This is a genomic window from Agromyces sp. Root81 (assembly GCF_001429165.1).
GTDB lineage: Bacteria > Actinomycetota > Actinomycetes > Actinomycetales > Microbacteriaceae > Agromyces.
This window is the reverse complement of record NZ_LMIR01000002.1, coordinates 1,846,205-1,859,923: the sequence shown is the minus strand read 5'-3', so window position 1 is coordinate 1,859,923 and position 13,719 is coordinate 1,846,205. Positions and strand designations below refer to the sequence as shown.

Sequence of the window (13,719 nt, the reverse complement as noted above, 5' to 3'; positions counted from 1 at the left end):
CTCAGGCCGCAGCGGCTCGAGCGACGGGCACGACGGGCGCGGCTGTCTCCATCCACGCCGACGACAGCCGCCGATTGCCGGGGCGTGGTCGCTGCTGCGGGTCGAGGTGCGCCGGAGGCGTGAACCACGTCTGCGCGTCGTGCACGGTGATGACCCAGCCGTCGTCGTGCACCCGGTGATGATGGTGCGAGCACAACATGATGCCGTTGTCGACGTCGGTGCGGCCTCGATGACGCTTCCACCATCTGATGTGATGCGCCTGCGTATGCGATGGCGGGCGATTGCACGCCGGCCAGGCGCAACCGCCGTCACGTTCGACGAGCGCGAGCTTCTGCGCCGTGGTGAAGAGTCGGACCGCGCGGCCGAGCTCGAGCGGCTCGGAGCGGTGATCGAGCAGCAGCGGGCTGATGCCGGCCGACATCGCCAGCTCGCGCACGGTCGCGACCGACACCGGCTGATCGATGCCGTCGATCGTGGCGTGCCCGCGACCGGTCGCCAGCGAGTCGGCGTCGACGCGCGCGACCACGGTGGCCTGCCTGAGCGCCGCGGGCGCCTGCTTCGCCCCGAGCGAGAGGCGCGCGATGTCGGCGAGGGCGTCGGCGTTCATCTGCGCGATCGTGCGCTGCTCGTCGAAGATCGCATCGGGCTCGCCCATTGCGTGAGGCTCGCCGCCGTCGGGCGCCTGCTCACCGTCGACCGATCCGCCGAAGCCGCGCTTCGCATCGCGCGCCCGGTGCAGCTCTGCACCGACGAGCGCCTCGACGGCGAGCTTGATCGGAGCACCGCTCGCCGGATCGAACGCCCCCTGCAGCTGGATCATTCCGGCGCGATCCTCCCAGATGCGCAGCCCACGGTGCGCCCGCAACTCGTCTTCGCGCGGCTTCACGCCGTCGGGGTCGAGTCGCGCCTGCAGCTGCTTGACCAGCCGAGTGAGCCCGTCGACACCGACCAACGGGGCACGTTCGACGAGAAACCGCTCGGCCTCGCCGAGTTCGGCTCGGTCGGCGCGGACGGCGATGCCGTCGAGGAACCGGCGGATCGTCTCGGCCGCATCGACGCACAGTGAGCCGCTCTCCAGACCGGCGGCCAGATGCGGATGCCGGGGTGGCAGCACCTCGCCGGTGAACGAAGCCCGAGGCGCTGTCGCCTCGCCCACGGCCACGAGTTTGGCGGCATCGCTGAACCGACCACCGGTGACCGTCGCGATCAGTCGCTCAGGCGAGGAGAAGCCGTGGCGGCGCGCAACATCGTCATCGCCGCCCCCACGCGAACGGCTCGCGAGCTCGGCGGCGCACTTGGCTTGCAGCGCCTGCACACGGCGCGCCAGCTCGGCCAGCGACTCGGTCACCCGCACCAACCCGTCGCCGCTCATCACCCGGACGTCGCCGGCCGGATCTGCCGAAACCCCCAGCATGGCGCCCGCCCAGACCTCGTCGGCGACCGCGCACGCAACTCTCAGTTCGGAGAGCGCTGCGGTCGCTTCGGGCATGCCCGATTCTACCGCGGAATGAGTCAGGAATGGAAGACATGTTCGAGAGAATTGTGCATCGGTTCGCGCAGAATAGAAGAGAGATTCGAGTCGACACGCTACTCTCTCGCTCATGGAACTTCATGCCGTCGGAGAAGCGGTCGAATCGGTCTCACGCACCTACGCTGCGAAGTTCGACCTGCAGCGCACCGACGAATGGTTCATGCTCAAACTCCAGGAAGAGGTCGGCGAGCTCACTCAGGCGTTCGTCGACCTGAACGGCATGGGACGCGACCGCGGCCTGAGCGGTGACGAGAAGCGCGAGGCATTCGCGAACGAATGCGCCGACGTTCTCGCCCACCTTCTCCTCTTGGCCCGAAGTCAGGGCGTCGATCTCCCCGCTGCCGTCGAAGCGAAGTGGCTTCGATGCGGCACTGCACCGACGACCGACACGGGCTTCGCACGACAACCTCATTGATTCGGGCAGAGATCGTCATCAATCCGCTGTGCGTACTGCAGCAGGCGAACCGGGGCGATCGAATTCTGCGGCGCTCTGCGGCGCGTCGGCCAACGCACCTCGCAGTACGCGCTTGGCCCGATGAACTCTTCCTCGTGCCGTCGTGAGCGAGATACTGAGCGCGGCAGCGGCATCCGGAACCGGCAAGCCATCCCAATAGACCAGCATGATCAGTTCGCGTTGATCGTTCGGGAGCGCTGCGACGGCAGCACGCACATCGAGCGCCTCGTCATCGACGGGTGGCACCACGGCATTCTGCAACTGCGCGCGGAGCGGGGCTGCCAGTCGTTCGGCTCGGCGGCGACCACGGACCCAGTTGCCGTGCACTCGGCCGGCGACACCGTACATCCAGAGCTTCGCCTCATGGTCGTCGGTGGGGAGATCCCTGATCCGCCGCCACGCGACGAGAAACGCTTCGGCGAGGAGGTCGGCCGCATCGGCCGGCTCCGTCGTTCGCCGGAGGAAGTAGCGCAGCAACTCCGGGGCGATGGTCTCGTGGAGAAGGGTCAAGCGCCGCCGGTCGACGCTGCGCCGCGCCGCCATCACCGCTGCTCCTGGCAGCCGTACTGGGCCTGCAAGGAGACGCCCGCGCCGAGGAATCCGCGGGCTTCGAACTCCTCCCGGATCTGACCGAAGAACGTGGAGATGATGTATCGCTCGTCAGGGTCGACCTCAGCGGACTCACGGAGACGTGCTTGCGCCCACATGCTCTCGCTCTGCTCCGTGCCGCGGTCGAGCTCGTCGATGTCCACTGCGGCGAGGAACTCCTGCGCCTCGCTGAATCGCAGCTCGACGTCGGCCCCGGCGGTGCTCGGGTCGGGTTCGGCGCCGACGTCGATGGTGCACCTCAGCTCTCCCGTCTCGATCGGGATGACACGCTCGTAGCTCAGGTCGCCGTGATACTCAGGGGCTGCCCACGGCATGAGGTCGGGTGCGGCGACCGCGGCGACGCCGCCGGCCAGTCCGAGGCACCCGAGCACGCCCGTGACCGCGAGGGGCGCGAACCACCGCCCACGCCGAGACCTCGACGCCGAGATCTGCAGGGCGAGGGTCTTGGCCGACTCGTCGAGTGACAGTGATCCCACGAGGGCCGGATCGCTCCGGGTCAGTCGTTCATCGATGCTCATGCGGCTCCATCTCTGGTCGGGCCTTCACAAGAGACATGTCCGGGACGGCACGAATGTGCACGTTCCCGCCCATCAACCGTGCGAACCCGGTGTCACGCCAGCCGCGCGAGCCACCCCGCAGCGGTCGCCCCGTCGAACGGCGCTTCGCGCCGCTGCACGGCGCGAAGCACGGCGTCGGCATCGGCTCGCACCCGCGCCACCAGCTCGGGCGGATAGCCGAACTCCACCGCGTGCTCGGCGAACTCGTCCTCATCGTCGATGAAGGCCGGCGCCCCTTCGCGCTCGACGACATCGAGATCGAGATCCACGTACGAGACCGTCCAGACCGTCGAGCCGGAGGCATCCGCTCGCCACTCGGGAACCGTCGCGAGGTCGACGTAGACGCCGAGCCCGCGCGGATGATGCTCGTTGAACGCGGCCGCCCAGCCCGAGCGCGGGAAGAGCGACACCGAGTCCCACGTCGCGGTGAACGCGTGCCCTGGCCGAGCGAACCGGGTGCCCGCGGGGAATCCGACCCAGTCGCCGTGCGCGTCGGCACCGAGCCACCGCCCGTCGAACTCCCAGTGCGGCCGGCCGCCCCATTTCGTCGCGCGAACGCGCACGAGCGCACCGGGCGCGCGCGGAGCGCCAGACGTGACAGGGATGCCGGTGCGGTCTTCGTCGCTCACCCGACCACCGTATCCGCGCCTACGCTGGAACCCGTGGACTGCTCCTACTTCGACGCCGGGCGCTGCCTGTCGTGCTCGCTCATGGGCCAGCCCTACCCGTCGCAGCTCGCGGGCAAGCAGCGGCATGCCGAGGAGCTGCTCGCGAGGCATGACGGCCTCGACTGGCTGCCGCCGATCGGCAGTCGCGAAGACGGCTACCGCAACAAGGCGAAGATGGTGATCGGCGGCACCACGGATGCCCCGACGATCGGGATCCTCGACGCCGACGGGCACGGCATCGACCTCGAGGCGTGCGGCATCTGCTCCCCCGGCCACCGCGCGGCGTTCCCCGTGATCGCCGCGTTCATCACGCGCGCCGGCCTCACGCCGTACGACGTGCCGAGCCGCACCGGCGAGCTCAAGCACCTGATCCTCACCGAGTCGCCCGACGGCGAGCTCATGATCCGCTTCGTCGTGCGCTCGACCGAGCCGGTCGGCCGCATCCGCAAGCATCTGCCGTGGCTCCTCGCCGAGCTGCCGAACGCCCGCGTCGTCACCGCGAACGTGCTGCCCGAGCACAAGGCCGTGCTCGAGGGCGAACACGAGATCGTCTTCACCGAGGCCTCGACGCTGCCGATGCGGCTCGGCGACGTGACGATGCACCTGCGCCCGCAGAGCTTCTTCCAGACGAACACCGAGATCGCCGAGGCGCTCTACGTCGAGGCGCGCGACTGGGTGCGCGCCCTCGCGCCCGACTCGGCGTGGGACCTCTACTCCGGCGTCGGCGGCTTCGCCCTGCACATCGCGGATGCCGCGGCATCCGTCACCGGCATCGAGACGAGCGTCGAAGCCGTCGCGAGCGCCGAGCTCAGCCGAACGGATGCCGCGCTCTCACGCGTGCGCTTCGAGGCCGGCGACGCCACCGCATTCGCCCTGGGCGCCGAGACGGCTCCCGATCTCGTGATCGTGAACCCGCCCCGGCGGGGCATCGGCCGAGAGCTCAGCGGATGGCTCGAGGCATCCGCCGTTCGTCATGTGCTCTATTCGAGCTGCAACGCGGCCTCGCTCGCGCGCGACCTCGAGGCGATGCCGTCGCTGCGGCCGGTGCGCGGCCGGGTGTTCGACATGTTCCCGCAGACGACGCACTTCGAGGTCATGGTGCTGCTCGAACGGGCCTGAGACCGGGGCCTCCCGGCTTTCGCCGCGTTTCGAAACGGGCCCGGTTCAGGCATTTTCCTGCACGTCGGCTATACTGGCAGGTCACGCCGAAGGAGGCGACATGAAGACGATCCCAACGTTCCTCGCAACGATGGTCGTCGCGACCTGGCTGTTCATGATCGGCTTTGCGGCCGGTTTCGAGCACGAACTCGCAACCGACCCGACGCTCACCCGCGAACACCCCGACGCCGCACTCGCCGGCCTCACCATGGGCGTCAGCGCCGTCGCCGCCGTGCTGGTGATCGCCGCCAGCGTGCGGCTCACGAAGGCGCTCGTCAGGGCGCGATCCCGCGAGATGCACGCGGCGCTGTAGCGCCGGCTGCTCAGGCGCCGGAGGCCAGCTCCCTCGCACGGGCGAGCGCGGCGTCGGTGGCGCGGTCGAAGGTCTGCTTGAGGGCGGCCTCCTCGAGCACGGCGACGGCGCGCTCGGTCGTGCCCTTCGGGCTCGTCACTCGGCGGCGCAGCTCGGCGGGTCCGTCGTCGGAAGCGGCGAGCAGCTCGCTCGCCCCGCGGAACGTGCCCTCGACCATGACCGCCGCCTGCTCAGGCGTGAAGCCCTTGTCGACCGCCGCCGCCGTGAGCTGCTCGATCAGGTAGAAGACGTAGGCCGGGCCGGAGCCCGAGATCGTCGAGAGCGCGTCGATCTGCGCCTCGGGCACGACGAGCACCTCGCCCACGGTCTCGAAGAGGGCCACGGCGAGCGCGAGGTCGTCGTCGCTCGAACGCGTGCCGGCTGAGACGCCCGTGACGGCGCGGCCGACGACGGCCGGCGTATTCGGCATCGAGCGGATCACCGAGACCGACTCCGGCAGGAGCGACTCGAAGGTCGCCACGGTGACGCCGGCGGCGACGCTCACGACGATCGTTCCGGGCGCGAGGGCGTCGGCGATCTCCTCGAGGAGCGCAGGCACCATGGCGGGCTTCACCGCGACGACCACGATCTTCGCGCCGTCGACGGCCGTGCGGTTGGCCGCGGCATCCGTCTCGGTGGCGAAGGCGACGACCCCCGGAAGCGCGGCGAGCTCGGCCGCCCTCTCGGCGCTGCGGTTCGTCGCACGGATGCCGCCGTCGACCTCGATGCCCGGATGCAACAGGCCGGTGAGGATGGCGCGGGCCATCGACCCCGCCCCCAGGAACGCGATCGCGGGCAGTCTGACGGTGGCCTCGGCACTCATGCGACCATCCTAGATTCGGGGCCGGATGCTGTGGAGGTGCGTGGCTGTCTCACGTCACGCATCACTTTAGGATTGCTGTATGAGCGCATCGGGTGGCACAAAGGCAATCATCGCGGCGTTCCTCGCGAACACGGGCATCGCCGTCACGAAGTTCATCGCGTGGGGCGTCTCAGGCTCCGCTTCGATGCTCGCCGAGGGCGTCCACTCGGTCGCCGACGCCGGCAACCAGCTGCTGCTGATCCTCGGCGGCCGCAAGGCGAAGAAGGCCGCCGACAAGGAGCACCCCTTCGGCTACGGCCGCGAGCGGTACGTCTACGCCTTCGTCGTCTCGATCATCCTGTTCTCGGTCGGTGGCATCTTCTCGATCTACGAGGGCATCGACAAGCTGCAGCACCCGCATGAACTCGAGAACGCATGGCTGCCGCTGCTCGTGCTCTCGATCGCGATCGTGCTCGAGTCGTTCTCGCTGCGCACCGCGGTCAAGGAGTCGAACCACGTGCGCGGGCGTCAGACCTGGGTGCAGTTCGTTCGCCGGGCGAAGGCGCCCGAGCTGCCCGTCGTGCTGCTCGAAGACGTCGCGGCCCTCATCGGCCTCGTCTTCGCCTTCATCGCGGTCGGGCTCACCGTCATCACCGGCAACCCCCTGTTCGACGCGATCGGCACGCTCATGATCGGCACGCTCCTCGTGGTCGTGGCCGTCGTGCTCGGCATCGAGACGAAGTCCCTGCTCGTGGGCGAGGGCGCCAACGACGACGACCTGCTCCGCATCGAGCAGGCGATCCTCGCCGGCCCCGAGGCCGAGCGCATCATCCACATGAAGACGCTCTACCTCGGCCCCGACGAGCTGCTCATCGCCGCCAAGCTCGGCTTCACCGCCGACCAGCGCCTGCTCGAGGTGTCGGCCGCGACCAACGTGATCGAGCAGCGCATCCGCGAAGCCGTGCCGTCGGCACGCGCCATCTACATCGAGCCCGACGTGTACGTCGAGCCGAACCAGCCCGCACCGCCCACCGACGCGATCGTGATCAAGGGCCTCGAGTGACGCGAGCCCGCCGCACCGCACTGGTGCCCGGCCTCGTCGCGCTGCCCACGCCCTGCCGAACGTGAATTCGGAGATCCGCAGCAGTTCGGAGACCTCGCGGCCGATCGATCCGACGTCGCGCAGTTCTCCGAGACTGCGGCGCACGGTCCGCACAGCACGAGGGCGCCGCCCGGATGCTCCGGACGGCGCCCTGATGGCCTGACGTGCCGACTAGTAGTGCGTGCCGCCGTCGATGCGCACCTCGGTGCCGGTGATGAAGGCGCCGTCTTCGCTCGCGAGCATCGCGACAACGCCGGCGACGGCCTCGGGGCCCGCGAAGCCCTGCTTGATCGCCGGGGTGAGCTTCATGAAGAGGCTGAAGTCGGCGTCGGCGGGCAGACCGGGGCCCTGGCTCTGCTTGCTCTCGCCGCTGCCGTCGGTCATGCCCGACGAGATCGAGCCAGGCTGCACCGCGTTGAAGCGGATGCCCTGCTTGCCGTACTCCGCCGCGAGCGCGTGGGTCATCGACTGCACGCCGCCCTTGCTGGCCGCGTAGGCCGCCATGTAGGGGTGCGCGAACGCCGCCGACGTGGAGCTGAAGTTCACGACCGCCGCGTCGTCGCCCTCGAGCAGGGCGGGGATCGCTTCGCGGATCATGAGGAACGTGCCGACGAGGTTCACGTTGATGACCTGCTGGAACTGCTCGAGCGAGGTCTCGTGCGTGTGCGAGGAGCGGAGGATGCCGGCGGCGTTGACGAGCACGTCGAGCCCGCCGAGCGCCTGGACCGCGGCGGCGACGCCGTCGCGAACGGATGCCTCGTCGGAGATGTTCACGACGACGGTCGTGAGGCGGTCGGCGGCGTCGCCGGCCTTGGTCACGGTGTCGGCGAGGCCGGCCTCGCTGACGTCGGCGGCGACGACGCTGCCTCCCTCGGCAAGCATGCGGAGCACGGTGGCCTGGCCGATGCCGGAGCCTCCGCCGGTGACGATGGCGCGACGTCCTTCATAACGCTTCATGACTGGTGACCTTTCGGTGTTCGGGAAGATATAGGACACGCTACGCCACACTGTCACGTTGTGCCAGTGTGGCGATGAGCGCCATGTTGACGCGGTCATCGCGTACGCTTCGAACGTGGACGAGAAACCCCCGACGCTGACCGAACGCCGCAAGGCCGCGACCCAGCTCGAGCTCGCCCGCGCCGCCGCCCGCCTCTTCACCGACCGCGGCCCCGACGCGACGACCGCGGAGGAGATCGCGGCTGCCGGCGGCGTGGCACTGCGCACGTTCTACCGCTACTTCCGCACCAAGGAGGACGCCGTCGCCCCGCTCCTCACGGTCGGCGCCGACCACTGGAGAGCCCGGCTCGCGGCATCCGATCGCTCGGTCGACCCGCTCATCGCGATCGAGCAGGCCATCGCGGAGGCGCTCACGCCACCCGACGCCGAGGTGGAGGGCGTGCACTGGACGCGAGGACTCCTGCGGGCCGGCGCCGACGACCCCGCGCTCATGAACGTCTGGTACCGGGTCAACCGCGAATCCGAGGCGAAGCTTCGGGGCATCATCCTCGAACTCGGCGGGCCGTCGGTCGACGAGCTGACGGCACGGCTCGTGGCCGCAGCAGCCACCGACGCGATCCGGATCGCACTCGAGGCGTGGGCGGAGACGGACGACCCCGAACTCGGGCCGGGATCACCGGCCGAGCGCGCCGTGCAGAACTTCCGGCGCCTCTCGGCGGGCCTCACGAGCGTCTGAGCGGATCCTCGAAGAAGTCGAGCAGCAGTCGCGCCGCGGCATCCGCCTCGACGCCCGCGAACACCTCGACCCGGTGGTTCAGCCGCCGATCGCGGAGCACGTCGTAGAGGGAGCCGGCAGCCCCCGCCTTCTCGTCCCAGGCGCCGAACACGACCGTCGGGATGCGCGCCGCGAGGATCGCCCCCGCGCACATGACGCACGGCTCGAGCGTGACGACGAGGGTGCAGTCGGTGAGCCGCCAGTCGCCGGTGACCTCGGCGGCCGAGCGGAGCGCCAGGAGCTCGGCGTGGGCGGTCGGGTCGCCGTGCAGCTCGCGTTCGTTGCGACGGGCGGCGATGACCTCGCCGGCGGCGTCGACGACGATCGCGCCGACCGGCACGTCGCGCGTCGCGGGCGCCTGGGCGGCCTCGGCGAGCGCGAGGCGCATCCACTCCCGGTGCTGCGGCAGCTCCACGACACTCCCTCCGCTCGACGGCCCTGCGAACTAGACTCGAGCCTATGCGAGTCCACGTTGCCGACCACCCGCTCATCACCCACAAGCTGACGGTGCTCCGCGACGTGACCACCCCGTCGCCCGTGTTCCGGTCACTCGTCGAAGAGCTGATGACGTTGCTCGCCTACGAGGGCACGCGCGGCGTGCGGGTCGAGCCGGTCGACATCGTGACCCCGGTCGCCCCCACCACTGGCGTGCGCATCGCCGAACCGAAGCCGCTCATCGTGCCGATCCTCCGGGCAGGACTCGGCATGCTCGAGGGCATGACGAAGCTCCTGCCGACCGCCGAGGTCGGCTTTCTCGGCATGGCGCGCAATGAAGAGACGCTCGAGCCCACGACGTACGCCGAGCGCCTGCCCGACGACCTCAGCGACCGCCAGTGCTTCGTGCTCGACCCGATGCTCGCCACGGGCGGCTCGCTCATCGCCGCGATCGAGTTCCTGCTGAAGCGCGGGGCGACGGATGTCACCGCGATCTGCATCCTCGCCGCGCCCGAGGGGCTCGCGGCGGTCGAGCAGGCCATGGAGGGCCGTGGCGAGGTCACCGTCGTGCTCGGCGCCGTCGACGAGCGCCTCAACGAGCTGGGCTACATCGTGCCCGGCCTCGGCGACGCGGGCGACCGCCTGTACGGCACGGTATAAGCACCCACCCGCCGCCTCCCTCGCCGAAGGATCTTCGAGCCCCGACACGCCGGGGCGAGAATCCGACGCGGAAGATTTCTTGATCTGCGAATCAATCGCAGAATCTTGCACGCATCTCGACGGGCTGACTGATCCTGCCGGATGCCTCGCAGCAACGCGCACCGCGTGCGACAAACACCCCGGTCAGAGATCGTCACGAATTGACACATGCTCGGTCATCGGTTTGACTGACGCTCATGACTGACACCGCACGCAACCTGACCGCCCTCGGCGCTCTCAGGACGACCGGCATGATGATGCCGGCGCGTGCACCCATGTGTTGTCGAATGTGCCGCTGACCGCGACCCGACCGCCGAGTTCCGCAGCCGATCCGCATCCAGATCGACGCCGACTCCTCTGAACCCGCCGTATCTCGAGGGTTCGCCCGGCCGCACGGCCATTCGCTCCGACCCCGCCATCAGGGGTCCGTCGCTGCACCCTTCACGCAAGGATCCTCCGTCATGTCTCTCGCATTCGCACCCGCTCCCGTCCGCACCGTCCAGGCCCGCATCGCCCCGTCGCTGCCCGCCCAGTCGCACGTGTCGCCGGCCGCTCCGCTCCGCTCGGCCCCGCTCCGCTCCGTCCCCGCGGCCGTACACACCGCCCCGGCGGCGGAGGCCGCGACCGCCGCTCCCGCTCCTCGAGTCCGCGCCGTACCGGAAGGCACCGAGGCGCGCGGCTTCGTGCTCTACGTCGGCATCGACGAGGCCAAGGCCCTCGCCGACGGCACGACCCTGCACCGCATCGTCGAGGCGCTCCGCACGCTCACCGCCGAGGTCTCCCCCTCTGCCGAGACGTACGCCGCCGTGGCCCTCGCCCCCGAAGGCGCCGGCGGCCGCGACGTCGACGTCGTGCGACTCGCCCTGCAGGACCCCTCGGCGCTCGCGAAGCAGCGCGAGGGCAACGGCACCCGCGACGACGCCGACCGTCACCCCAACGGCGTGATCATCGACATCTCCCGCAAGCGCGTGCTGCTCGACGGCGAGCCTGCCGGCCTCACGTACAAGGAGTTCGAGCTGCTGCAATACCTCGTGCTGCGCGAGGGCCGCACGATCGACCGCCACGAGCTCATCGACAACCTGTGGGATGCCGACGACGAGGCGCCGAGCGAGCGCACGATCGACGTGCACGTGCGTCGCCTGCGCTCGAAGCTCGCCCACTACCAGGACATCGTGCGCACCGTGCGCGGCGTCGGCTACCGCTTCGACCGTCACGCGGATGTCTCGATCCGCCAGGCGTCGACGCCCTCCCCTGACCTGTACTGAAGCCGCTCGAAAAATAACGGAACGATAACTAGCGCCTGTTACCGATCCGTTATATATTCGGAAGTGCGCCGCCTGTTTGCTGTGGCAGACGGCGCGGAATGTGATTGCAGGACACTCTTGGTGCAAGGGAGAGGGCCGGTCGTCAGCCTCTACGACCGGCCCTCAACCGATTCCTCCCCGTGACGCTCGAGGGGCAGCGCCCAGCGCCGTCAGCCTCTCCGACCGGCCCTCAACCGATTCCTCCCGGCCCCCCACCGAATCCTGCCGCAGTTCCCTATTGTGGGATGAGTCCACACGTCGAAGGGAACCGCATGGCAGATCGCGCGATCACCGTCGCCGCATGGGAATCGCTGTTCCGTGCGCAAGTCACGATCATGCGCGCGCTCGCGGCCGAGTTCCCGAGCGACGTCATCTCGCTCAACGAGTACGACGTGTTGTTCAACATCACGCGCGCCCCGGGTCGGCGCCTGCGCCTCAAAGACCTCAACCGCAACGTGCTCATCACCCAGCCGAGCGTGAGCCGGCTGGTCGATCGGCTCACCTCGCGCGGCCTCGTCGCGAAGCTGCACGATCCGCACGACGGACGCGGCACGATCGTCGCGATCACCGACGAGGGGTTCGACCTCTTCCGTCGCGTCGCGATGACCCACATGGACGCGATCAACCGGCAGTTCGGCGACTCCCTCTCCGATGAGGAGCTCCACACGCTCGCCGATCTCTGCAATCGCCTGCGCCCGGAACTCAACCAGGCCTAGCGCCCTCGTGAGCCGCGGAATCCCGCGGCGAAACTCGGTATAGACGCACGGCTCTCCACGGCGTTACTCTCAGCTCAGACAGTGGGTCTGGGTCCCCGGGGGGAAATCATGGACATCGTGCTCGTCATCCTGCAAGCCTGCATCGTCATCGGCGCGATCGTGCTCGGCGTCCGGACCGGCGGCATCGGCCTGGGCCTCTGGGGCGTCGTCGGCACGGTGATCCTCGTGTTCGTCTTCCAGCTCCCGCCGGGCGCCATCCCGATCGACGCGTTCTTCATCATCATCGCGGTGATCACGGCGTCGTCGGCGATGCAGGCGGCCGGCGGCATCGACTACCTCGTGTCGATCGCGTCGAAGATCATCCAGCGCAATCCGAAGCGGCTCACCTACGTCGCCCCGATCGTGGCGTTCGTGTTCACGGTGCTCTCCGGCACCTCGAACATCTTCTTCGCCCTCATCCCGGTGATCTACGAGACCGCGTACCGCAACGGGCAGCGTCCCGAGCGGGCGCTCGCGGCGTCCACCGTCACCTCGGGCCTCGGCATCACGGCGAGTCCGGTTTCGGCGGCGATGGCGGCCTACCTCGTGCTCATGGACGGAACCGGCTACGGGCTGCCGCAGATCCTCCTCATCACGGTGCCGGCGGCGCTCATCGCCTGCATCGCCACCTCCCTCGTGCAGCAGCGCGTCGGCAAGGACCTGCTCGACGACCCGGTGTTCCTGAAGCGCGTCGCCGACGGCACCGTCGAGGTGCCGGCCGCGCTGAAGGCCCGCTACGAGGCCAAGGTCGGCGGGGCACCGGTGACGGCGGGCGGAACCGCCACCGCCACTGCCACGGCGACCGGCGGCTCGGATGTCGCGGCGGCAGACATGCCGCCCGCACGCATCGAGCACCCGGTGCCGCCGGGCGGCGCGACCGCCGCGTGGATCTTCGTCACCGGCACCCTGCTGATCGTGCTCCTCGGGCTCTTCCCTGGCCTCCGCCCGGCGTTCCCCGACGAGGCCGGCGAACTCGTGCCGCTCGGCATGTCGACGATCATCGAGATGGTGATGTTCACGGTCGCGCTCGTCATCATCCTGGTGCGCAAGGTGAAGCCGTCGTCGGTGGTGGAGCAGCCGCTGCTGCGGGCCGGCTTCGTCGCCGCGGTGGCGCTGTTCGGCATCGCCTGGATGGCCGACACCTTCATCTCCGCCAATGAGGAGACGATCATCGAACCGCTCGGCGCGATGATCGAGTCGAACCCGCTCCTGCTGGCCGTCGCGCTGTTCATCGTCTGCGGCCTCACCACGAGCCAGTCGGCGACGACGAACACGATGATCCCGATCGCCCTCGCCGCCGGTCTCGCCCCGGGCATCATCACGGCGATGTGGCCGTCGCTCATCGGCGTCTGGCTCTTCCCGGCCAACGGCTCGCAGATCGCCGCCGTCGAGACCGACCTCACCGGGTCGACGAAGCTGACCCAGGTGCCCGTCTGGCACTCGTTCACGATCCCCATGCTCGTGTCGTGGGTCGCCGTCGTCGGGGCAGGCCTCCTGATCCAGCTCGTCGTCCCGGCGTGAGCGCCGGCCGAGTCCAACGGCCGAACGCCCCGACTCGGGG

The 13,719-nt window shown here is 69.5% G+C and carries 17 protein-coding genes; 9 read left to right on the top strand and 8 right to left on the bottom strand.

The genetic code is table 11. The annotated features are described in order from the left end of the window. Position 1: 1 nt before the first annotated feature. The gene (locus ASE14_RS13850; protein ID WP_056655527.1) at positions 2–1,489 is read right to left on the bottom strand and encodes an HNH endonuclease signature motif containing protein; all 1,488 of its coding nucleotides are present in this window, start codon (positions 1,487–1,489) and stop codon (positions 2–4) included. Positions 1,490–1,640: 151 nt separating this feature from the next. After that, positions 1,641–1,829, bottom strand: a complete 189-nt coding sequence (locus ASE14_RS21260) for a hypothetical protein (RefSeq protein ID WP_235511422.1) — start codon at positions 1,827–1,829, stop codon at positions 1,641–1,643. Here ASE14_RS21260 and ASE14_RS21255 point away from each other — a divergent pair. Further along, the gene (locus ASE14_RS21255; protein WP_369816499.1) at positions 1,752–1,946 is read left to right on the top strand and encodes a hypothetical protein; all 195 of its coding nucleotides are present in this window, start codon (positions 1,752–1,754) and stop codon (positions 1,944–1,946) included. The two genes, ASE14_RS21260 and ASE14_RS21255, sit on opposite strands and share 78 nt — an antisense overlap. 18 nt (positions 1,947–1,964) lie before the next feature. Here ASE14_RS21255 and ASE14_RS13840 read toward each other — a convergent pair whose 3' ends face one another. The 3 genes from ASE14_RS13840 to ASE14_RS13830 all read right to left on the bottom strand — a co-directional run bounded on the left by ASE14_RS13840 (position 1,965) and on the right by ASE14_RS13830 (position 3,780). After that, the gene (locus ASE14_RS13840; protein ID WP_082600700.1) at positions 1,965–2,528 is read right to left on the bottom strand and encodes an RNA polymerase sigma factor; all 564 of its coding nucleotides are present in this window, start codon (positions 2,526–2,528) and stop codon (positions 1,965–1,967) included. Continuing rightward, positions 2,528–3,112, bottom strand: a complete 585-nt coding sequence (locus tag ASE14_RS13835) for a hypothetical protein (protein ID WP_056655520.1) — start codon at positions 3,110–3,112, stop codon at positions 2,528–2,530. Before ASE14_RS13835 ends, ASE14_RS13840 begins: the two co-directional genes overlap by 1 nt. Before the next feature lie 92 nt (positions 3,113–3,204). Then, the gene (locus ASE14_RS13830) at positions 3,205–3,780 is read right to left on the bottom strand and encodes a DUF402 domain-containing protein (protein WP_162257743.1); all 576 of its coding nucleotides are present in this window, start codon (positions 3,778–3,780) and stop codon (positions 3,205–3,207) included. 33 nt (positions 3,781–3,813) lie between these two features. On the opposite strand from ASE14_RS13830, the gene rlmC reads away from it, so the two are divergent. Further along, entirely contained in the window at positions 3,814–4,938 is a 1,125-nt protein-coding gene (rlmC, locus tag ASE14_RS13825) for a 23S rRNA (uracil(747)-C(5))-methyltransferase RlmC (RefSeq protein ID WP_056655517.1), read from the top strand. Between the two features lie 100 nt (positions 4,939–5,038). After that, a complete protein-coding gene (locus ASE14_RS13820; RefSeq protein WP_056655514.1) occupies positions 5,039–5,290 on the top strand; it encodes a hypothetical protein in 252 nt (83 codons plus the stop codon). Positions 5,291–5,300: 10 nt separating this feature from the next. Here ASE14_RS13820 and proC read toward each other — a convergent pair whose 3' ends face one another. After that, positions 5,301–6,152, bottom strand: a complete 852-nt coding sequence (gene proC, locus ASE14_RS13815; protein ID WP_056655511.1) for a pyrroline-5-carboxylate reductase — start codon at positions 6,150–6,152, stop codon at positions 5,301–5,303. 79 nt (positions 6,153–6,231) lie between these two features. Between proC and ASE14_RS13810 the strand changes: the two genes are divergently transcribed. Then, positions 6,232–7,194, top strand: a complete 963-nt coding sequence (locus tag ASE14_RS13810; protein ID WP_056655508.1) for a cation diffusion facilitator family transporter — start codon at positions 6,232–6,234, stop codon at positions 7,192–7,194. A gap of 210 nt (positions 7,195–7,404) precedes the next feature. Here the strand turns inward: ASE14_RS13810 and ASE14_RS13805 are convergent, their stop codons facing one another. Then, the gene (locus tag ASE14_RS13805; protein ID WP_056655505.1) at positions 7,405–8,190 is read right to left on the bottom strand and encodes an SDR family NAD(P)-dependent oxidoreductase; all 786 of its coding nucleotides are present in this window, start codon (positions 8,188–8,190) and stop codon (positions 7,405–7,407) included. A gap of 115 nt (positions 8,191–8,305) precedes the next feature. Between ASE14_RS13805 and ASE14_RS13800 the strand changes: the two genes are divergently transcribed. Continuing rightward, positions 8,306–8,926 (top strand): TetR family transcriptional regulator, encoded by a 621-nt coding sequence (locus tag ASE14_RS13800; RefSeq protein ID WP_056655501.1) that lies wholly within the window; start codon positions 8,306–8,308, stop codon positions 8,924–8,926. Here ASE14_RS13800 and tadA read toward each other — a convergent pair. Then, complete coding sequence (tadA, locus tag ASE14_RS13795; protein ID WP_255356087.1) at positions 8,913–9,380, bottom strand: tRNA adenosine(34) deaminase TadA; 468 nt, start codon at positions 9,378–9,380, stop codon at positions 8,913–8,915. The two genes, ASE14_RS13800 and tadA, sit on opposite strands and share 14 nt — an antisense overlap. A gap of 44 nt (positions 9,381–9,424) precedes the next feature. On the opposite strand from tadA, the gene upp reads away from it, so the two are divergent. The 4 genes from upp to ASE14_RS13775 all read left to right on the top strand — a co-directional run bounded on the left by upp (position 9,425) and on the right by ASE14_RS13775 (position 13,679). Beyond that, entirely contained in the window at positions 9,425–10,060 is a 636-nt protein-coding gene (gene upp, locus ASE14_RS13790; protein ID WP_056655499.1) for a uracil phosphoribosyltransferase, read from the top strand. Positions 10,061–10,560: 500 nt separating this feature from the next. After that, a complete protein-coding gene (locus ASE14_RS13785) occupies positions 10,561–11,364 on the top strand; it encodes a winged helix-turn-helix domain-containing protein (protein WP_056655496.1) in 804 nt (267 codons plus the stop codon). A gap of 311 nt (positions 11,365–11,675) precedes the next feature. Further along, positions 11,676–12,119 (top strand): MarR family winged helix-turn-helix transcriptional regulator, encoded by a 444-nt coding sequence (locus ASE14_RS13780; RefSeq protein ID WP_056655493.1) that lies wholly within the window; start codon positions 11,676–11,678, stop codon positions 12,117–12,119. Positions 12,120–12,227: 108 nt separating this feature from the next. Next, the gene (locus ASE14_RS13775; protein WP_056655490.1) at positions 12,228–13,679 is read left to right on the top strand and encodes an anaerobic C4-dicarboxylate transporter family protein; all 1,452 of its coding nucleotides are present in this window, start codon (positions 12,228–12,230) and stop codon (positions 13,677–13,679) included. Positions 13,680–13,719 lie beyond the last annotated feature (40 nt).

What these genes read in the sequence shown, in the direction of transcription:
- ASE14_RS13850 (WP_056655527.1), bottom strand. Translation starts at nt 1,489, where the DNA reads ATGCCCGAAGCGACCGCAGCGCTCTCCGAACTGAGAGTTGCGTGCGCG.
- upp (WP_056655499.1), top strand. Translation starts at nt 9,425, where the DNA reads ATGCGAGTCCACGTTGCCGACCACCCGCTCATCACCCACAAGCTGACG.
- ASE14_RS13820 (WP_056655514.1), top strand. Translation starts at nt 5,039, where the DNA reads ATGAAGACGATCCCAACGTTCCTCGCAACGATGGTCGTCGCGACCTGG.
- ASE14_RS13775 (WP_056655490.1), top strand. Translation starts at nt 12,228, where the DNA reads ATGGACATCGTGCTCGTCATCCTGCAAGCCTGCATCGTCATCGGCGCG.
- ASE14_RS13835 (WP_056655520.1), bottom strand. Translation starts at nt 3,112, where the DNA reads ATGAGCATCGATGAACGACTGACCCGGAGCGATCCGGCCCTCGTGGGA.
- ASE14_RS21255 (WP_369816499.1), top strand. Translation starts at nt 1,752, where the DNA reads ATGGGACGCGACCGCGGCCTGAGCGGTGACGAGAAGCGCGAGGCATTC.
- proC (WP_056655511.1), bottom strand. Translation starts at nt 6,152, where the DNA reads ATGAGTGCCGAGGCCACCGTCAGACTGCCCGCGATCGCGTTCCTGGGG.
- ASE14_RS13840 (WP_082600700.1), bottom strand. Translation starts at nt 2,528, where the DNA reads ATGGCGGCGCGGCGCAGCGTCGACCGGCGGCGCTTGACCCTTCTCCAC.
- ASE14_RS13810 (WP_056655508.1), top strand. Translation starts at nt 6,232, where the DNA reads ATGAGCGCATCGGGTGGCACAAAGGCAATCATCGCGGCGTTCCTCGCG.
- ASE14_RS13805 (WP_056655505.1), bottom strand. Translation starts at nt 8,190, where the DNA reads ATGAAGCGTTATGAAGGACGTCGCGCCATCGTCACCGGCGGAGGCTCC.
- ASE14_RS13785 (WP_056655496.1), top strand. Translation starts at nt 10,561, where the DNA reads ATGTCTCTCGCATTCGCACCCGCTCCCGTCCGCACCGTCCAGGCCCGC.
- ASE14_RS13780 (WP_056655493.1), top strand. Translation starts at nt 11,676, where the DNA reads ATGGCAGATCGCGCGATCACCGTCGCCGCATGGGAATCGCTGTTCCGT.